Below are 20,291 nucleotides of genomic sequence, written 5' to 3'. Positions count from 1 at the left end.
AATTGTATTGAATTTAATTTAATTGAAAATTTATTATATGCCGTAATCTCGTTCTACTTTTGAAATACGAACCTTAAAAGAATCATACCAAGACTCACGACCCGTCTTTTGCGCCGCTAAGTGTTCAGTGTTCGCTTTCCAATGTTTAATTGACTCTAGATCGGCCCAATAAGACACGGTTATCCCCACGCTTTCCCTTGCTGATTCCACGCCCAGAAATCCAGGTTGCAGCTCAGCTAATTCAACCATTCGATTGGCCATTTCATCATAACCATGATCACCGTCTGTACGGGTTGACGTAAAAATAACAGCAAAATAAGGTGGTTTAGGTGTATTAGCGATAACTGACATTTTATCTCCTAAATATTTCATTCTGAAACACCAGAGGCAGCACATACCGGCACTGGTGCGTGGTTTTAACTTTTGGTTAGTATGCGATGTTTTTCAAGGTAGTTGTTCTATTGATTAGTTTTTCACAGAAGCCATTTTTACCCCAGCGAAAATTAACATACAACCAGCAGAACGATTTATCAATTTAGTTACAATGGGTTTTATGCCCACACTCATTGATTTGAAGCCTAAATACCCATATAGCGAATAACAAAAAAGGTCTATAAAAAGAGTGATTAAACACAATATAGCTAACTGAGGAATGATGGGATTAGCTATATCAATAAACTGTGGCAGTAATGCTGAGAAATATAAAAGTGCTTTTGGGTTCGATATCTCTAAAATAAAGCCTTTCAAAAATACTTTATACCAGCTGCCTTTTTTATTATCTGACTTGTTAATCTTTAAAGGGCCCGCATCACTAAAAATTGCACTGAAGCCAAGATACAGAAGATATGCAACACCTACCCATTTAATTATCGAGAACAGACTGTGCGACGCAATGAGGAGTCCAGCGATACCTGTCGCCGACAAGAAGAAAAACACAACATTTGCTATCGCAATACCTAATATCACCCAAACAGAACTTTTAAATCCATTGGACGCAGACTCAGCCGTTACAGCTATTGCGGCAGGTCCAGGTGAAAGCACCACGACAAAAGTAGCGGCTATAAAAAGCATCAATGTATCTAACGGGATCATGTGAACCTCCTAAATTAACGTATTCACAATACATTAACAACTTAAGGGTTCGAGGTAAACGTTCGCGACCATTAAAGCTTGTTCTCAGTAGCGCTGAGAATTCAAATTAAAGGTCGACGTGCAGTTATAGCGTTATTTTTATGCACATATTAGAAATGTTAACTCGCTATTGTTTTTGACATATTATAGCCAGTAATAGCAAAGCCAACTTCTTGATATAGCTTTAACGCGCGTTGATTTTGGTAGGCGACTCTTAACTTTATTTGTTCGATACCAATCGTTTGTAGTTGAGACTCAAGTGCTTGAATGGTTAGTTTTCCATATCCATTATTACGGTGATTTGAGAAAATGAAAAAATCGTAAATAAACGTCGATTTATCACTGACCTTAATCGAATGCCATAGATAGCCAACCACTTCAGATTCAGCCCCTGATTTAAATTCAAGGCATAATAAATCATGTTCATTGGTTTCCAATCCATTAGGGAAGCAACGAGTAAGATCTTGCTCGGCTAATGCGATAGCTTTGTCCATTGAATGCCCGTAGTTCTCCGCTATTTCACGGCTGTAATCATCAATGAAATAATCACAATAAGCTGGATATTCAGCGGATGTCATCGAGCGAAGTTGAATCATGGTGAATCCTTTTTAAAAGTGGGCTTAAAAATTGATAGCGCAAACTTTCCTTGAGTTATAACAGCGTGTTATGAAAATTTATATACAACACGCTTCTAATTAAATTAATACACCTAAAAACTAACTAACTAACAACTGTAAACGAGCTCAACCCTAACCCACTGCCCTTGTTCACTTTAACTTGCACTGGAATACGCTCTTTCAATGCTTCAACGTGACTAATAACACCAATCATTTTTCCTGACGCATTTAAGTTATCGAGTGCATCCAAAGCGATGTCTAATGTCTCCGCATCGAGCGTACCAAAGCCTTCATCAAGGAATAACGAGTCAATGCTGGTCTTATGGCTAACCAAGTCAGACAAGCCTAGCGCCAGTGCCAAGCTCACTAAGAAGCTTTCACCGCCGGATAAGGTTTTGGTATCACGTACTGCATCAGCGAGCCAAGTATCCACGACCTGTAGTGCCAATGCTTCAGAGCCAGAGGCTAGTTTACGTTGCAACTGATAACGACTGTGTAAACGGTCTAATTGTTGGTTGGCTAAAGTAACCAGATGATCCAGCGTTAAGCCCTGCGCGAAGCGGCGGAACTTACTGCCGTCTTTCGAGCCAATCAAGCTATGTAGATAGGCTTTATCATCGTAGTCAGCTTCACAATCTTTAATCTGCTGATAGAAATCAGCTAAATCAGCGCTACGAGCGGCATCATCAGCAAGGCGCTGCTTTAACTCACCTTGACGCTGTAAACCTTGGTTTAGCTGAGTAGTGATCTCGTCTAACTGAGCAACCAGAGTGGCAATGTCTAATTCAGTTAATGGTGTCTGTTGCAGTGTAAGCAAATGCTCATTGGCTTGTTCAAACAGCGCCTGACAACGAGTTAGCGTCGCGGTTAGCTGTGATTTAAGCGCCAATAAACGTTGCTTTTCTTCTGCTGGTAATAACGCTTGGTTAAACTCAGTTTCAGTAGTAAAAGGACTTGCAGCTAATGCCAGTTGCCACGTCGCTAAACAGTCGCTTGATTCTTGCTGTTGCTGCGTCAAACCTTGCTGTAATGTCGTCAATTCACCTTGCTGTGCATGCAACTGATTCGATAATGCATTACTTTGCATTGAACAGGCTTGATATGCTTGTTCTGCGGTAGTTAATTGCTGCTGCATTGCTTGTCTTGCATCTGCCACGCTGCGCTGACCGAATAACTGCTGACGTTGCTGCTGTTTAGCCGTTAGAGCCACAGACAAACTAGACAATGTTTCTGATGTCTGCGCTATCGCAACGTCCAATTTCGTCAACTGCTGACGTAAAGGTGTTAACTGACTTTCTGCCCCGACATACTGCTCATTCGCCGATTGTAATAACTGCGCTTGTTGTTCCCACGTTTGCAGTGCTTGCTGGCATTGTACTAACCAGTTATCAAGCTGCGTCCATTCCGGTAACGTAAGGCCTAACTCGGTCACGCTATTAATTAAAGCTTGTTGTAGTTCCGTTAATACTTGCGCTTGTTGCAGGGCGTCTTGTGTTAACTTCTGCTCAGCATCTTGCGCGGCTTTTACATCACGGTTCACTAACTCTATTTGATGTTGCAGCTGTGCACTGTTCTTATCGAATTCCGTTAAGGTTAGCTGCGTATTTTGTAACTGTATGTTCGCGGTTTTTAAGGCTTGAATACGTTGTGATAACTGCGTAAGTTGCATGCCTTGCTGCTGGATAAATGCCTGAGTATTAGCGCTATCTGCGATCATCAGGTTAGCGTTAAGCTGCTGATTATGATCCTGCCATTGCGCAATCAAGGATCCTAACTGTGGCTGTAATGTCGCATTACGACGATTAAAGTTATCCAGCTTGGTATTGGCTTCGACCAAGCTATTTTTAAGCTCTCCGCCCTCGGTTTCTATCTGTTTTAAATCGAGATCTAACTGGCTCTTACGTTGCACAGTCAATGAATCGGCTATGTGCTGATATTCAGCGATCAGTGGATGCTCAGTCGAACCACATAACTGACAAGCTTGCCCTACTTCTAACTGGCTGCGCAATTGTTCTAGGCTGGCAATTTTCTGTTCTTGTTCTAATAAACGCTGAACATCATTCAATTCGTTCTTTTTACTTTTAAACAACTCGCGCTTGGCACTGATCTCAACATTAATACCGGCAAGTTGTTGCTCTAGTGCAACCATGCTTGCTTGGTTAGTTTCAAACTCTTGCGACTCGCCCAGGTAACGCTGTTGTAAACCCGATAGCTGATCAACAATGCCCTGCAAACGTGATTGTTGGCTCAAAGCCTGTTCAAGCTCGATTAAGTCATCACCAGCGAGTAAATCGGCTACATGCTGCTGCGCTTGATTAACCGCGTACTTTACCGATGATTCACGCTCTGCATTGACAGTCACCTTGTTCGCTAACTGCTGCTGCGCGCTAACGCTTTGTTGTAATGATTGCTGATTAGCAACCACTTGCTGTTGCAGCGACGTGACATGTGTTTGCTGTTGATTACATTGTTGTATCTGGCTTTGCCATAACGGTAATCGGGTACTTAACTGCGCATCTTGGGCATGTTGCTGTTGATAGTCTTGGCATGCATTGACCGTAGCCTTCGCTGTTTCTGCTGTGCGCGTTAATGTAGCGAAGCTCTGTTGGGTTGTTTGCAGTTCAGTATTTTGCTGTTGCTGTTGTGATGTTAATTGCAGCTGCTCTTTGCTTAACTGCGCACAATCATTATCCAATGGCATGATCTGCTCATTGATTAATGTTTCTTGTGCTTGGCTTTGTTGCTTGCTGGCATCAAGTTGTGTTTGGCTCGATTGCAGTTTTAGTTGGTTATCAGCAACCGCCGTTTGCGCGGTAACAACTGACGTTTGTAATATCTGCTGCTGCTGTTCTAACGCCGCTAGTTTTGTATTGGCTTGGCTTAAATGGGTAAAAGGTAAACGTAATGCTTCTGCAGGTTCAGCTTGTTCTAATCTATTTAATTCGGGCTGTTGCGTTATAGCCTGTTGTTCTGCATTCGCTAAACTTACTTGCGCGTCAGTGACGCTGACTTGTGCTTTTCCCAGTTGATCACGCCATTGCTTCTGCTGTTGTAAACTGGTTTGCTGCTGCGTTAAATCGGTCACTAAGATTTCGACATTGCTTTGTTCAGTGACAATCTCGGCGCGTTGCTCGTCATTGAGTAAGTTAACGCCATCCGCTTTAGCGCGTAATTTATCTAACTCTGCTTTCGCTACATTATGGCTTTCAAATACCGCTTGCGAGATCTGGCCGTAAATTTCGGTACCAGTCAGTTCTTCTAATAACTCCGCGCGGTCGTTCGCTTTGGCGTTCAAAAACGCAGCAAATTCCCCTTGCGATAACAACATAGATTTACGGAAACGTGAAAAATCCAATCCCGTGATCTCAGCCACCAGCTGCTTTTTCAAATTAATTTGGCTAGCAAGAATGTCACCCGACACCACCTCAGCTAACTCTACCTTCATGTCTTGTAAATTACCCTCCGGACTATTTTTAGCTCGGCGCTGACTCCAGCTGGCACGGTAACCTTTACCCTGAACTTCAAATTCAACTTCAGCTGCACATTCCGCCGTATTACGGGTCATGACCTCGTTCTGAGATTTCGATATTGCCAGTCGTGGTGTCTCGTGATACAAGGCCAAACAGATCGCATCTAAAATCGTAGTTTTACCCGCGCCCGTTGGTCCTGTAATAGCAAACAAACCATTACTTAAAAAGGGTTCTTGGTCGAAGTTAAGCTGCCACTCACCTTTTAACGAGTTAATATTTTTAAAGGAAAGACGTTTAATCTTCATTATTTCTCCTCCTGAGTTGCATGCTCTACTTGCTCAACAATTTGGCTAAACGCTAACTCGATACGTGATTTACGGGCAATTTCCGCATCAGTAGTAAATTCAACGCCTTCTAAACAACGTTGAAAAACATCATTGACCGACAATTCTGATAAGGTTTCTTTTACTGGGCTATGCAAATGCTGCTCTCTGTCTTTACGGGCACGACGCACTTGTAATACTTCAACAGATAAGTCAGTAGTCATCATTTCGATACGAGTTTGTAAATCGGTTAAATAATCTTGTTCTTGCACTTCAATGCTTAGCCAAACCGGCAGTTCACCTTCGTGAGTTTTAAACTGGGCTAATTGCGCTTCAATACTTTCTAGGTTGCCTTTCAATACTTGCATAGGCTGAAACTGGGGAATGGTTAATTCCGTTACCGCATCTAACTTCCCTTGTGAAAAGCTGACTAAATTAACGCTCTTTTGCTGCTTCACTTCATCAAAACTTAATGGAATTGGCGAACCGCTATAACGAATATGTTCTGACTTAGCGACTTTCTGCGCGCGATGAATATGACCAAGGGCAATGTAATCTGCAGCAGGGAATTGATTAGCAGGGAATGCTTCCAGCGTACCAATGTAAATATCACGAACCGACTCAGTCACCGATACACCTAATGCGGTCAAATGGCCAGTAGCAATAACCGGTACTGCAATGCCAAGAGCTTCACGTTTTTGCTGTGCCAGCTGATACAAGCCAGCATAATGTTCAGTAATAGCCGAACCTAAACGTTGCTGCTTTTCAGTGCCAGACTGCCATGCTTCACTTTGCATCACGTCTCGCGGACGTACAAACGGGACAGCGCAAAGTAATGCGCCGACGTCGCCAGCTCTATTTTTTAATGTTAAAACCTGCTGCTCTAAATCCAGCGACACACTCGAGATAACTTGGGTATTGAGTTGCGATAATAATTGCTTTGATTCATTTAATGTCGCCACGGAATCATGATTACCCGCTAGAATAATTAACTGGCACTGCACTTTGCTGATCGCGACAACAAAACTATTGTATAACTCGCGCGCATAACTTGGCGGCGTACCGGTATCAAAAATGTCACCCGCGACAATAACTGCATCGACTTGATGCTGTTCTATCTGTTCGAGCAACCAAGCCATAAAACAACTGTGTTCGTTAGCGCGGCTTTTAGTAATGAAATGCTGGCCAAGGTGCCAATCTGAGGTGTGCAGTATTTTCATGAAACGTTGGTTTCCTAGCGGTAAAGGTAAGCTATCGCTAGTGTAGATAAATACTGGTTTTACTTCCAGTTGTTTTAAGATTAATCGCTTAAGTTACAAAAATTTAACATACCACGATTTTATCAGCATCGAACTGTGCGAGAATAGGCGTCCGGTACGAAAATAACAGCCCTGAGCTGAGATCGTTTCACCATCCCATATTATAAAAGCAGTAGCGTCCATGCAGATACACCAGATTAAAGGCTATATTCAAACGATTCTATTAGTTGAATATCCAGACAGGTTATTATTGCTTGATGGCGGCTGTCGTTGTGATGTAGCAACAATAAAATCCTTCATTACCGATACACTCAAGCGTGATATGGCGGATTTAACACTCGTATTGGTATCACATATGCACCCAGACCATGCTGGCGGCGCGCACTTATTACGTAAACAGTTTGGCTGTAAAATTGCGTCAGTGGGTTTTGAGAAGCAGTGGTATCAGGGATTCAAAGGCCGAGTGGCACATACCATTGATGTCATGTTGGCGTTATATGTCGCGCGCCGTAAAGGTAAAAAACTGCAAAACATTTATTACCATCCCTACCTTAAACCGGATATTATTTTACAAGACCAAACCAGCGTCCCTGACTTTGATGATTGGATGGTGCACTTTACGCCCGGACATACCGACCGTGATTTATCATTTTTACACCAACCAACGCAGCAGATGTATGTCGGTGATATGATCTTAAAACTGCGCAATAAGTTCGCCTCCCCTTTCCCCATCTATCAGCCCGATGCCTACAAGCAGTCACTGAACAAATTATTACAACTCAACATCAGTAAAATCTTAATGGCGCACGATGGTTATACCGAAATTAACCCTGAAGACATTCAGCGCTTGATAGATAAGAGCACAAATCACCCACTTACTGTCGTCAATGTGATTAAAAATAAACTGACCAAGCGCAGGCCAATAAAATAAACAGCAATAACAATAAAGAGAACCTAAAAATATTTCGTTTAGCGACTTTTTTTTATAAACAACATATGTACAACCCTATCTAAGCATTATTATCGCACTCTAAAATTCTTAGTGGTGTTATTATGAAATTGCATAATCCAACGATATTATTACTGTCTATCACTGCCGTTGTCGGTTGTGCAACAAATCCAATCCCTTCAAGTGACGAGATAAGCCAAGCTGCGAGCGAAGTTAAAACGCGGTTAACCACGCAATCGCCAGATACCTTACTTGCCGCGAAGCGTACCCAATTACCCACTTTGTATGCAGAATTGCCACGTTATCAATCTGAAGATGACGTACAACAAATTATCGCTAATTATAACGACGCACAAACGTACGTGAGTAACTTAGCCAAACACGCCGAAGACACTGAAGATAAAGCGGTGTTAAGCCAATACGCTGAAGATCTCGATTACGCCATCAAACCATTACGTGAAAAGAATGGCGATAGCATGTTTAGTCTACTAGGTGGTCCTGCTTATACACCCGAGCAAGGTGCTTTATTGGCCGGTGGTGGCCTGTACTCTTTTACCACTGATAGCAATGACATAGATTTACAACGCTCAAGTGTGACCGGATTTTTAATGGTCAACTTCCCGACTAATGGCAGCATGGGTTATGGTTTTCAGTCGAAACAAAACATCTTCTTTAACCACAACAACACTAAATATGAAGGTGTGGTCAACTTCGGTCAGCAGTCATCGCAATACTTTGGTGTTGGTTATGACAAAGGCTCTACGGTAGAGATGGGTGAAGACACTACGTATGATGCTAATCGTGGTGAATATATCGGTAGCCTTGCTTATCGAGTCTTCGGTGACTGGTACCTTGGTGCGAACACTGAAATGAATTATGTGAAAGTGACGGAACAATCTGACTACATTTTAGCAGACCAAGACTTTCAAGATTATGCCGACAAGCCGTTTACATTGGGTTTAGGGTTAGTATTGGAATATGATTCACGTGATTTTGCCGTGAACGCCAAAGAAGGCATCTATTTCAAAACGAATTACTTAAATTTTAATGAAAAAATTGGCTCTGACAGTGATTATTATAAAGCTAATGTCGAGTTCCGCTCTTATTACAGCTTTAACCCAACCAATACTATTGCCAGCTTTACTCAGTTCCAAGCAACGAAAGGTGATGTGCCTTTTTATGACCTTGCGACCTTGGGTGGTGCCAATTCAATGCGCGGTATTTTTAAAGGCCAATTTATTGAAAAATCAGCCTTTGAAACCACGGTTGAATGGCGTCATACCTTTAGCCGCACTAACGGCTTACCATCCAATCACGGCATGACATTATGGTCTGGTATTGGCGGTGTCGGCGAGAGTGTCGATAAGCTATCTGACGATTTATTCTTAAGTTACGGCGTTGGTTATCGTTATCAAATCCAACCAAAAATGAACATTCGCCTAGATTTAGGCATGAGTGAATTTGGTAGTGGTTTCTACTTTAATTTCACAGAAGCTTTTTAATAATACGCACATAACACTATAGATAAATACTGTATGGAAACAGAACTGTAGTTCATTACCATATTTCTAAATTGAACAAATAGGATAATATAATCCCTATGTTATTTAAAACAAGGTCATTTAATTTAATAAGCCATCCCTGCACCAAAATAGCTAGCAGCTTGCTACTAGCAGGTTTGCTCACCGCCTGTGCTAACACAGCAGACACGCCATCGCAAAGTGATATTCAGTCTGATGTAGTGGCGCAACAAGAATTAGAACAAGCTTGGGCAGAGTTCTACCGCACCCTCGGTGATGTTGAGCAGCAATTTCGCGACAGCAGTATTTACCAGCGCGATCCACAACATCGTGTCGACGCTTATGAACTATTATCAGCAATCACCAACGCCGCAATGAGTGGCGCGATTGCAGGTGGTGATGGTAGTTACCCACATTTTCGTAACTTACTTGATCCCGGTAAACGCATTGGTATTGATAATCCCGATACGTATTACCGCGCGGCAAATTTAAGTAATAAAAAGGGTAATAATGTCTATATCGTCACGGGGAATCGTGGCACCAGCGCTGACTTTTTATTAGAGTTATTTGAAGCAGCGAATCCACAAGGTGCAGTTTCCGTTCTGGATGATAACCACATGACATTTGATGCCGATGGTAACTTTAGTGTGACAATAAGTAAGGATAAAGTGGCTGGTAACTGGATGGCGTTGCCACAACAACAGCAAAATCTGATTGTGATCGCCCGTTACACTCATGCTGATTGGAAAACAGAATCTGCAGGTAACATTCATATCAAGCGTATTGGCAGTGAAGGGGTTGCAAGTAGACCAGACAGCGCAGCGTCATTAACAGAGCGAATTAACAACGCAACGTCTATGGTAAAACGTCAAGGTACATTCTGGCCTGATTTTGCCGATAAGATCTCATGGTTACCAGAGAATACCTTGATCACATTCCGCCCAACGGGTGACATCGGTATTCTCGGTCAATATAACAGCGTCGGTCACTATGATGTAAAAGAAGACGAAGCGCTGATTATTAAACTACCTGAAATAGAATCTGATTATAACGGCTTCCATGTCATGAACTACTGGGCTGCATCACCAGACTGGGTAAACAAACAAAGCAGTGTGTCTTGGGGTCTTAATGGTAAAGCCCAGGCTTATAAAAGTGATGATGGTTTCTACTACATCGTTGCGTCACCACAAGATCCAGGCATCCAAGATTGGCTGGATACCAGCAGTACACCGACTGGTGTGTTGATGTTACGTATTCAAAGTGGGGTTGATGACAAACTCATTACCTCGACAACACCAGAAACGAAATTAGTGAAGCTTAGCGAGTTACGCCAGCATTTACCTGCAGACATTCCGATGTTTAATACAGAACAACGTAAACAGCAATTAACATCACGCCAACAGCATGCCGCTCAACGTTACCAGACTTGGTAATATCGACTTGCGTTACAACATTAGGCTTTAAGTATTAACAGCAATAAGGGCGATGTCATGGCTATCTCGGGTAGAAAGCATGCATCGCCCCCTTTTTTATCAACAGTTTTATCAATAGCTTTATCAATCGCTTAATCAATCATTTAAAATCAGCAATTTAGCACATAACGGCCAATGATAAACGCCTCACTATTTACGATTAATAGCTGCAGCTTAACTCTTTTGGTCGACGATATTCTGCAGGTAGTTTGGCGATAGCCTTACGTAAATCTTTGATACGGGTATCGTGTGATGGATGCGTTGATAATAGTTCCGGCGGTTGTTCGCCACCCGATGCCGCCGCCATGTTCTGCCACAACGCAATACTTTCTTCAGGATCAAAACCCGCTTTCGCCATCAATTTTAAACCGACAATATCCGCTTCAGATTCTTGTGTACGTCCGTACGGTAATACCACGCCATACTGTAGGCCTAAACCGAGCGCTTGCATTGCCGTGTCTTTGTATTCTTGATTTTGCAAAGCGTAATCAGTTACCTGCAACCCAATATTGGTAATTTTAGATTGTGATAAGCGCTCGTTACTGTGATTCGCCGTCACGTGAACAATTTCATGTCCCATCACCGCAGCTAATTGAGATGGTGTTTTGGCTACTTTGAGTAATCCAGTATATACACCGATATGACCACCCGGCAGGGCAAAGGCATTCACTTGTGGGCTATCAAAAATGACCACATCCCAGTTAGTGGGTTGATCGACATAGTGCGTCAAAGTATCAGCGATACATTGCACGTAGTTATTCAGTTTAGGATCTGTGTTTATTTTTTCTTGTTGTTTGATTTGATCAAATGACTGCGCGCCAAGCTGCGTCATGTCACCGCTTGAATATAACAATACTTGATTACGGCCTGTTGGCGATGCTGTACAGCCGACAACTAAAGATGATAATACGACTAAAGGTAAAACTTGTTTAAACATGCGCCCTCCATATTGGCTTATTATTTTACCGATAAATTGTTTTTTCGGTAAATAGATAATTTTCTATCCAGCCAGTATAAGGAGGGTATTAGCAATAGTAAAATGTTAGCCAAACCTAATCGACTAAAAGCTTTTAAACTGGTTAGTTTTTGTGTCGTAATGATAACCCAGTGTATCGAGTTTATTAGCGAGAGCTTCGGTGGGCATGTCATAAGACGCCGACAGATCATGTAGGTCAGGACATTCTAATCGTAGTTTTTCGTTAACAATACCCAGTAATATCGCGGTATCCATTTGTTCAAAATTACTTAAATCCATCTTCATCACCTATCAATAATATGTCGATAAGTTAAGTTTAGAAGAGTGCAGATAATTTTACAGGTAATGTTAACGTATTATTCTTTCATTATATGATTGATGTCTTATTTAGACTTTTTAAACCAATTGCTGATGAACGAAAAACGGGTTTTCTTACGTTGCGCGAGTTTTTCTAAAATCGCTTCATCAATCCATTGTTCTGACATTTTACGGGCATTATCCAATGCTTTACGATCCATTTTAGCTTCGATCATTTTCAACACTTTCTTAATGTCTTTATTATCTTCGCCATTGAGTTGGGCAGCATTAAGCCAAGCATAACCTAAACCGTAGTGTTGCTGAATGCCTTCGGCGTACACATACATCATGCCTAGCTGTACTTGTGCTTTCACATAACGCTTACGCGCCGCTTCTGCGTACAGTCTAAACGCTTGGATCTTATCTGAGTCAGTGCCAAGTCCATTAAAGAACATACCTGCAAGGTTACATTCTGCTGCAGATACTTCATACTTAATCACTTCTGCTGAGTACGCATCAGGATTACTGGTAAATGAGCGCACCGCAATGCTGTACCAATAAAAGGCGTCATCAAAATTGCTTCTCGCATAGCACATATCTGCCGCTGCAAGTTGCGAAAAAGGACTGCCCTGCTCTGCTTCAGAGATAATTTGTAAACCGGGATCCTTCGGCTTTGATTGCGTATTTTTAGTATTATTTGACATGCTTGTGCTTACCAATAAAAAACAAAAAGCCAGCAAGAGCCGACTGATAGATAAAATTGACCACTGTGCCGCTGTATTTATACAAGAGTCTATTTATACAAGGACAGATTTATAAAAAAACACCTTTATACAACTATGTTTATATACAGCAGTAGTACATTCTACCGAAACAAATCAATCCTGCCTAGTTGCTATTACTACGTTTTTTTTTAACCAGTGACAGGCAATTGTTTAAGCGACTTTAACCACCGATTTAGCCGTGTTTGAATATTCTTGTGCTATTATCGCCTCATTAAGGCATTACTATGATAGATATAAGGACAAAAAATGTCACAGCAGACAGCAAACAAAGCCGTATTAGTATTCAGTGGTGGTCAAGATAGCACTACTTGTTTAGTCGATGCACTGCAACGTTATGACAGTGTAGACTGTATTACCTTTGATTATGGCCAGCGCCATAGCCAAGAGATCGAGGTAGCGAAGAAAACAGCGGCTTATTTCGGTGTTAAAAATCATAAAATCATTAATGCTGATGTGCTTGGTGAACTCGCAATTAGCTCATTAACACGTGACGATATATCCGTATCTCACGAGCTAATGGATAATGGCTTACCGAATTCTTTTGTCCCAGGTCGTAATATCATCTTCATGACGCTGGCAAGTATCTATGCTTACCAAGTCGGTGCTAACACGGTTATCACTGGCGTATGTGAGACAGATTTTTCTGGTTACCCTGATTGTCGCGATGAATTCATTAAATCGATTAACCAGGCTTGTAACTTAGGCATGGCGAAAGACTTTAAATTTGAAACACCCTTAATGTGGTTAAACAAAGCAGAAACATGGGCACTTGCAGACTTGCATGACGAACTTGATTTTGTGACGCACCAATCACTGACTTGTTATAACGGTGTTGTTGGGAAAGGTTGTGGCGACTGCCCTGCGTGTCTATTACGTAACAATGGACTGAATGATTATCTGTCTAACAAGACATTGCATATCACAGCACTAAAAGGCAAGTTGCCGCGTTTAGCGAGTATTCAAGCTACGTCATAAGCGTTGTCATAACTGTTTGTAATAAACAATAAGACTCAATTGCCTGTGCCATTTACACATATGCAATTGAGTCCTCTTCAAGAAACTGACATTCCCTTCTTTTATTATTCCGTCATACTTATAAGAACACGTTAAATATTAACGCTGAGATGGCAATCAACCCCATCGTCATCACGAAGATGTTACTTAACGCGCCACGGTATTGAGCCAATGCTTCGACTTTGTGTATCGCATACATCGGCATCACAAACAAAATCATCGCAATAACCGGGCCAGAAAACATTTCCATCATATTTAATATACTTGGATTCATCACTGAAACAGCCCAGATACTGGTAAACAATATAAAAATAGTCAGCTTATTTATCGCCGCAGGTTTCATGTTGACTTGTTTACGTATTAGGCCATTTAGACCTTCTCGCGCCCCTAAAAAATGCCCAAAGAATGATGATGTAATTGCAATGAAAGCGATTAAAGGACCTAAAGAAGCAATCAAGGCGTTATCTTTCACATTTGCAAGATACGATAAAACAGATATGTTTTGTATTTTAGCTTCTAGCAACTGCGCTGGCGTTAGGCTAAACACACAAGAAAAAACAAAAAAGACCACAAACGAAATAAGCATAATCGACGTACGCTTCAGGATCTGTTCTGATTTTAGCCCTGCTTGTTTACCGTAATGGCGCTTTTGTGCCGTGGTAAAACTAGAAATTGCCGCAGCATGGCTAAACGCAAATACAGTAACTGGTACCGCTAACCATAATGTACGCGAAAACTCAGCCATATCCGTCGCCATTGATACGTCAGGCACTTGCCAATCTTGGATCATGTAGATTGATAGTCCAGCAAGAATAAGTACCAATGGATACACGATGATCTCAAACGCTTTAAGAACGAGTTTTTCTCCTCCCATCATTACACCGACCATACCAGCAACCAATACACCAGATAGCAATACACGAGATGGTGATGCAAAGCCAAGCTGATTAACGATAAAGCTATCGACCGTATTGGTTAAGCCAACACCATAAATCAGTAAGATAGGATAAATAGAGAGAAAATAAAGCACAGAGATAATACGACCCGCATTCGGACCAAAGTGCTCCTCAACCACATCGGTAAAATCAGCTTCAGGATGCTTAGAGGAAAGCACGAATCGAGATAAACCTCTGTGTGCGAAAAAAGTCATCGGCCCAGCAAGTAGAGCCATAATAATAAGTGGCCAAAATCCACCAGCACCAATATTGATAGGTAAAAACAGTATGCCAGCCCCTACAGCGGTACCAAATAAACTAAGCGTCCACTTAGTATCATGCGCGTTCCAACTAGAAGATGCTGAATTAGAATTAGATTGACTACTTTTAATATTTAACACGTATTAATCCTTGGGTATATTTAATGCAGTGTATCTATCTGGTTAACAATGTAAATATAGATATCTTGACTACATAAAGCGTCAAAACCAGTGACAAGGACAATACATAGGGTTTATAACGATGTAAAGTATTGTTAACCATAATGCAACACGTGTCACATCAAACTTACAACTTTGTAGGTACCAGTACACATATGGTGATGAAATAACGTCAGAATAGTGATCATGATATTTCGCTGTTCAGATAATAATCCCCAAAAGGCTGTGCAATTATTTACTATAATCAAGTGGCCACTAACTGTTAACATAGGTAGTTAATGGCTTAGTTCGTGTAAATGAAGACCGTATATCTAAAAATATGAGCGTGTAGATGAGTGTCGATGGGAAAAAAATAGAGAAAATTGAATATTGGCACAACCCTATCCTGCCTAATATTGAGTTAAGCTCAGCGAATGTTGAAAAATTTTCTTTCGAGCGCCATGTGCATCTTGATTACCACATTGGTATTGTCACCAGCGGCTGCCAGCAATATAGCCACCAAGGTAAGGTGTATCACCTTGCGCCCGGTTTTATCTCAACTTTAAATCCAGATGAAGCGCATAACGGCGACAATATCACCCTTGGCGGTTATCAATCCCATGTCATGGCATTACCTGTTGATTATGTTAATGATATTAGCCGAGAAATGAATCAATCAGAAACCTTCTTTAACGCGCCTTTAGTTAACAATGCGGTACTATCAAATGCATTTTTACATTTACATCAACTGTTAACGACAGAGCAAGTTAGCAGTGCAAAATTGCAGATTGAAACCACCATGATGGCTTTTATCACCGAGCTATTTATCCATAATGGTGGAATACCTGTACAACAATATTCCTCGACAAAAAAGCTTTCGACCCAGCAGTTAAACTACATCAGAGCCTTGTTTCATGATGAACCAAGTCAATCATTTCAATTAGATGAATTAGCACAAAACCTGGATCTCAGTAAATTTCAGTTTTTACGTCAATTCAAACAATCAATGGGCATGACACCGCACGCTTACTTAAAACGAGTGCGTTTAGAATATGCCAAGAAAGCATTAATGAAAGGCGGAAACCTATCTGATGTCGCCCATCAAGTTGGTTTTTTTGATCAAAGCCATTTTAATAAAGCATTCAAAAATGCCTACCTGATTACCCCATCTCACTTTCAGCGTCGTGTGCTGTAAATTTAATCTTTGACTGCAATTTTTTCCTATAATGGTTTTCTTTTACACTGCAATATAGCGGCATAATTACTATATTAAGGTTTATCAATGAACATCGAACTGCTGTTATCTCTCGCTATTATCCACGCGGTCGCATTAGCGAGCCCAGGTCCAGACTTTGCTTTGGTGGTAAAACTCGCTAGCCAAGAATCTCGCAACACCGCTATCGCATCCGCTGTAGGTATCTCGATTGCTATTTTAATTCATACTATTTTGAGTTTGACTGGCGTGAGTCTGATTATTAAGAGCTCACAAACCTTGTATATTATCGTACAAATGATGGGTGCAAGTTACTTAGCATGGATGGGGTTTGGCGCAGTAAAAGGCGCAATCCAACATTGGAAGGCGAGAGTATCTGTCGATGGTAACCAACTAAAATTAAATAAATTAACGCCAACACAAGGTTTCATGCAAGGGCTTTGGACTAACTTATTAAATCCGAAATGTATGGTGTTTTTCATCGTCTTATTTTCGGCGATGATCACGCCCGATGTGAGCCTGATGACGAAATTAGTCGCAACCGTTATCATGTTAGTACTGTCACTAATATGGTTTGTATTTATCGCGTTAATTTTATCAAAACCAGCGGTACAAACGCGCGTACAAAAAGCGGCACCTGCAATCAACTTGGTTACCGGCTTACTGTTTATGACGGTATCAACTGCGATCATGTACAACTTACTTGAAGGCGTGATGGTCTTTAGCGAAACGACTATTTAAGTCATATTTAATGCCATTAGCTTAGCGCCTTGATCATAATTTGGGTACACCGAGAATTGCTCAAGGCTGCTAAAGCCATCAACCTAATTCTTTGGTCATATACAGACTGTACGGGTCTTCACAATAGTCAGCAAACGGCGCGCATTCATTAAAACCAAAATCGCGATATAACTTTTGCGCAGGTATGAATGAATCAGGCGTACCCGTTTCTAAGCTCATTTTGGTGATCCCTTGCTGCTGAGCTGAAGTGATAATATGTTTGAGTAATCGCTGAGCAACACCTTGTCGAAGATGGGTACTTGATGTGCGCATTGATTTTAACTCCGCATGCCCTGCTTCAATCACTTTTATCGCACCACAGCCAGCAAGTTCACCCGCTATCCACGCACTCCAAAAGGTCACTTCTGGCGCCTGTAATCCACTAATATCTAACGAATGCACACTTTCAGCAGGCGTATGGTCGAGCATGTCTTGATGATGCTCTTGCAACAACAACGCGACTTCTTTACCTGTTAAATCATCAATTCGAATTTCCATTTCAGTTCCCATTGGTAATGTTCTGTACAGTTGGCTGATGACAACGTGAGCCTTCAATAATGCACTGCTAACCAGATGGTTTCAACATTTGGATCTGTCCAAGCCACTTTGTGTTTTTGATGTGCAGGGATATTAAGGTAATCACCCGCTTTCAAGGTCACTGATGGCTTGTCATCAAAGCCGATAATTGCGCTACCTGCAAGCACAATAACCCACTCATGCTGTTCTTGATCATACCAACCAAAATCTGGCGATGTATGCCCTTTAGAGATAATACGTTCTATTGTTACCTTGTCACTGCTAACGAGATCTTCAAATACCTCGTTACTTAGATCTGTGGGGATCGAATCAAAAATATTATGCATGTTTAATCATCCTTTAAAACAGATTTAACCCAAAGGCACTTTTTACCTGACGTAATACCTCATTAGACTCATCTTGAGAGCGTTCTGTTCCTGCTTTCAAGATCGCAATTAGCTGTGAGCGATCTGCGATGAATTCTTCTCGGCGCTGACGAATTGGCTTTAGCAGATCTTGTAAACATTCTTCTAAGATCTTCTTAACAGTGCCATCACCTAAACCACCAGCGGAATATTGCGCTTTTAAATTAGCCACATAGTCTTGATCTTGATGGAATGCATCTAAATACGTAAATACCACATTGCCTTCGATTTTCCCTGGATCACACACACGTAAATGATTCGGATCTGTATACATGGCTTTCACCGCTTTGCTGATCTCTTTTTCACTTGAACTTAGCATGATGGTATTGCCCATCGATTTAGACATTTTGCTTTTACCATCGACACTCGGTAAACGTGAAACCTTACTTAATAATGGCTTACATTCAACTAAAATGCTTTGCTGGGCAATATGGTTTAATCTTCTGACGATCTCATTGGTCTGTTCCAACATGGGTAACTGATCTTCACCCACAGGTACTAATGTAGCTTTAAATGCAGTAATGTCTGCTGCCTGACTAATTGGATATGTTAAGAAACCAGCAGGAATAGAGCGGCCAAATGATTTACTTTTGATCTCATTTTTAACCGTGGGATTACGTTCTAAACGGGCAATAGACACCAAGTTTGAATAATACATCGTTAGCTCTGCGAGTGCAGGGATCCCTGATTGTAAACAGATCGTGGTTTTTAATGGATCGATGCCTGCGGCAAGATAGTCCGCGACAACATTGAGAATATTTGATGATACTTTTTGCGGATTATGGCCGTTATCAGTAAGCCCCTGCATGTCAGCGACTAAGATCGTTTGCTGATACTGATGCTGTAGCTTAACGCGTTGTTGTAAGGAACCGACATAATGGCCGAGGTGCAAAGAGCCAGTAGCGCGATCGCCAGTGAGAATTTTTTCTTTAATATCGGTATTTGGGGCTAAATGAGATGCTTGCTTTAAAACTATTGATTGATTGTTTTTCATTGTATATCTCCAAAATAAATTACCGGAGACATACTTACGATTTATTCATCAGCTGCCATCCGGCGATCTGTGAACAAAAGTATTCAACACCGCTCTTATAGAAGAGAGTGCCACCAAGATGTTGTGATAAGCGTAAAAATAAGGTTTAATTTCATCTATTCAAAGTATCAGCCTGTTAAAATTATCGCAAGCGGTATTTAGGCCGACTTTCAGCATTAACTTAAAAATGGATTTACTTGCATGGAAACTATTGTCTTTCTCGACCGCGCTACAATCCCAGAACACATCACGATTCCTCAACCTAACGTTGAATGTCAATGGCAAGAATATGTGACAACGACGCCAGAACAAGTGATTGAGCGACTGCAAACGGCAAGTATTGTCATTACCAATAAAGTTATTTTAGATGCGCAGATATTAAGCCAATGCCCGCAGTTAAAAATGATTGCGGTGGCAGCAACAGGCACCAATAATATCGATTTGGCGTATTGCCATCAGCACAATATTACCGTCAGTAATATCCAAGGTTATGCGACTAACTCAGTACCTGAACATGTGGTGGCGATGATGTTTGCGCTAAAACGCAATCTAGTCGGTTACCATCAAGATATTCAAGCGGGTGTGTGGCAGCAGCAAAAACAGTTCTGTTTCTTTAGTCACCCGATTTCTGACATCGCCGGTTCAACATTAGGCGTTATAGGTAAAGGCGGTTTAGGTAATGCCGTAGCAGTATTGGCTAAAGCGTTGGGTATGAAGGTCATTTTTTCAGAGCGTAAAGGCGCTGAAACATGCCGTAAAGGTTACAGTCCATTTACAGACGTTTTAGCCCAAGCAGATGTGCTGACATTACATTGCCCACTGGCAGTACAGACCCGAAACATCATCGGTCGTGAAGAGTTTAAGCGAATGAAAAACAGTAGTATTTTGATTAATGCAGGACGTGGTGGTTTGGTTGATGAAGTCGCACTAGTAGAAGCATTGCAGACTCAACAAATTGCTGGCGCGGGTGTTGATGTGTTTACTCAAGAACCTGCCGATAACAGTAACCCGTTAATTGCCAATGCCCACTTACCAAATCTGATATTAACCCCACATGTGGCCTGGGGTTCCGATTCAGCCATTCAGACTTTGGCCAATCAGTTGATTAATAATATTGAACAATTTATCGCTGGAAAGCCACAAAACCAAGTTTGATT

At 41.4% G+C, this 20,291-nt stretch carries 19 protein-coding genes; 7 read left to right on the top strand and 12 right to left on the bottom strand.

The window, feature by feature from the left end; translation table 11 throughout:
* Positions 1-33: 33 nt before the first annotated feature.
* The 5 genes from A923_RS0104270 to sbcD form a co-directional block, all read right to left on the bottom strand.
* Positions 34-351, bottom strand: a complete 318-nt coding sequence (locus A923_RS0104270) for an antibiotic biosynthesis monooxygenase family protein (protein WP_017220416.1) — start codon at positions 349-351, stop codon at positions 34-36.
* Positions 352-465: 114 nt separating this feature from the next.
* Positions 466-1,092: a LysE family translocator gene (locus A923_RS0104265; protein WP_017220415.1), complete on the bottom strand. Its 627-nt coding sequence runs from the start codon at positions 1,090-1,092 to the stop codon at positions 466-468.
* A gap of 158 nt (positions 1,093-1,250) precedes the next feature.
* Positions 1,251-1,727, bottom strand: a complete 477-nt coding sequence (locus A923_RS0104260) for a GNAT family N-acetyltransferase (protein ID WP_017220414.1) — start codon at positions 1,725-1,727, stop codon at positions 1,251-1,253.
* Between the two features lie 124 nt (positions 1,728-1,851).
* On the bottom strand, positions 1,852-5,523 hold the full coding sequence (locus tag A923_RS0104255; protein ID WP_017220413.1) for an AAA family ATPase: 3,672 nt from the start codon (positions 5,521-5,523) through the stop codon (positions 1,852-1,854).
* On the bottom strand, positions 5,523-6,761 hold the full coding sequence (gene sbcD / locus A923_RS0104250; protein WP_017220412.1) for an exonuclease subunit SbcD: 1,239 nt from the start codon (positions 6,759-6,761) through the stop codon (positions 5,523-5,525). Before sbcD ends, A923_RS0104255 begins: the two co-directional genes overlap by 1 nt.
* A 220-nt stretch (positions 6,762-6,981) precedes the next feature.
* Here sbcD and A923_RS0104245 point away from each other — a divergent pair, with 220 nt between their 5' ends.
* The 3 genes from A923_RS0104245 to A923_RS0104235 all read left to right on the top strand — a co-directional run bounded on the left by A923_RS0104245 (position 6,982) and on the right by A923_RS0104235 (position 10,702).
* Entirely contained in the window at positions 6,982-7,731 is a 750-nt protein-coding gene (locus A923_RS0104245; RefSeq protein ID WP_017220411.1) for an MBL fold metallo-hydrolase, read from the top strand.
* Between the two features lie 122 nt (positions 7,732-7,853).
* Positions 7,854-9,251: a BamA/TamA family outer membrane protein gene (locus A923_RS0104240; protein WP_017220410.1), complete on the top strand. Its 1,398-nt coding sequence runs from the start codon at positions 7,854-7,856 to the stop codon at positions 9,249-9,251.
* Positions 9,252-9,412: 161 nt separating this feature from the next.
* Complete coding sequence (locus tag A923_RS0104235; RefSeq protein ID WP_237716170.1) at positions 9,413-10,702, top strand: DUF1214 domain-containing protein; 1,290 nt, start codon at positions 9,413-9,415, stop codon at positions 10,700-10,702.
* Between the two features lie 199 nt (positions 10,703-10,901).
* Here A923_RS0104235 and A923_RS0104230 read toward each other — a convergent pair whose 3' ends face one another.
* The 3 genes from A923_RS0104230 to A923_RS0104220 all read right to left on the bottom strand — a co-directional run bounded on the left by A923_RS0104230 (position 10,902) and on the right by A923_RS0104220 (position 12,718).
* Positions 10,902-11,678 carry a M48 family metallopeptidase gene (locus tag A923_RS0104230; protein ID WP_017220408.1) on the bottom strand — a complete coding sequence of 259 codons (777 nt, stop codon included), beginning with the start codon at positions 11,676-11,678 and terminating at the stop codon, positions 10,902-10,904.
* 123 nt (positions 11,679-11,801) lie between these two features.
* The gene (locus A923_RS0104225) at positions 11,802-11,996 is read right to left on the bottom strand and encodes a DUF4250 domain-containing protein (RefSeq protein WP_017220407.1); all 195 of its coding nucleotides are present in this window, start codon (positions 11,994-11,996) and stop codon (positions 11,802-11,804) included.
* A gap of 104 nt (positions 11,997-12,100) precedes the next feature.
* Positions 12,101-12,718: a tetratricopeptide repeat protein gene (locus tag A923_RS0104220; protein ID WP_017220406.1), complete on the bottom strand. Its 618-nt coding sequence runs from the start codon at positions 12,716-12,718 to the stop codon at positions 12,101-12,103.
* 327 nt (positions 12,719-13,045) lie between these two features.
* Here A923_RS0104220 and queC point away from each other — a divergent pair, with 327 nt between their 5' ends.
* Complete coding sequence (gene queC, locus A923_RS0104215) at positions 13,046-13,774, top strand: 7-cyano-7-deazaguanine synthase QueC (protein ID WP_017220405.1); 729 nt, start codon at positions 13,046-13,048, stop codon at positions 13,772-13,774.
* Between the two features lie 118 nt (positions 13,775-13,892).
* On the opposite strand, the gene A923_RS0104210 is transcribed toward queC, so the two are convergent.
* Positions 13,893-15,149, bottom strand: coding sequence for an SLC5/6 family protein (locus A923_RS0104210; RefSeq protein ID WP_017220404.1), 1,257 nt, complete (start codon positions 15,147-15,149; stop codon positions 13,893-13,895).
* A 370-nt stretch (positions 15,150-15,519) separates the two neighbouring features.
* Between A923_RS0104210 and A923_RS0104205 the strand changes: the two genes are divergently transcribed.
* Together A923_RS0104205 and A923_RS0104200 are read left to right on the top strand one after the other, a co-directional pair.
* Complete coding sequence (locus A923_RS0104205) at positions 15,520-16,362, top strand: AraC family transcriptional regulator (protein WP_017220403.1); 843 nt, start codon at positions 15,520-15,522, stop codon at positions 16,360-16,362.
* 87 nt (positions 16,363-16,449) lie between these two features.
* Complete coding sequence (locus A923_RS0104200; RefSeq protein WP_017220402.1) at positions 16,450-17,121, top strand: LysE family translocator; 672 nt, start codon at positions 16,450-16,452, stop codon at positions 17,119-17,121.
* Between the two features lie 78 nt (positions 17,122-17,199).
* On the opposite strand, the gene A923_RS0104195 is transcribed toward A923_RS0104200, so the two are convergent.
* Genes A923_RS0104195 through trpS form a run of 3 tightly spaced genes read right to left on the bottom strand, consistent with a single transcriptional unit; the run spans position 17,200 to position 19,095 of the window.
* A complete protein-coding gene (locus A923_RS0104195) occupies positions 17,200-17,658 on the bottom strand; it encodes a GNAT family N-acetyltransferase (RefSeq protein WP_017220401.1) in 459 nt (152 codons plus the stop codon).
* A 53-nt stretch (positions 17,659-17,711) separates the two neighbouring features.
* Positions 17,712-18,023, bottom strand: a complete 312-nt coding sequence (locus A923_RS0104190) for a cupin domain-containing protein (protein ID WP_017220400.1) — start codon at positions 18,021-18,023, stop codon at positions 17,712-17,714.
* A 13-nt stretch (positions 18,024-18,036) separates the two neighbouring features.
* Positions 18,037-19,095, bottom strand: a complete 1,059-nt coding sequence (trpS, locus tag A923_RS0104185) for a tryptophan--tRNA ligase (RefSeq protein ID WP_017220399.1) — start codon at positions 19,093-19,095, stop codon at positions 18,037-18,039.
* A 240-nt stretch (positions 19,096-19,335) separates the two neighbouring features.
* Between trpS and A923_RS0104180 the strand changes: the two genes are divergently transcribed.
* Positions 19,336-20,289, top strand: coding sequence for a D-2-hydroxyacid dehydrogenase (locus A923_RS0104180; RefSeq protein ID WP_017220398.1), 954 nt, complete (start codon positions 19,336-19,338; stop codon positions 20,287-20,289).
* Positions 20,290-20,291: the final 2 nt, after the last annotated feature.

The sequence above is a fragment of the Moritella dasanensis ArB 0140 genome (assembly GCF_000276805.1).
GTDB classification, from domain to species: domain Bacteria; phylum Pseudomonadota; class Gammaproteobacteria; order Enterobacterales; family Moritellaceae; genus Moritella; species Moritella dasanensis.
This window is presented reverse-complemented; position numbering and strand designations above follow the sequence as displayed.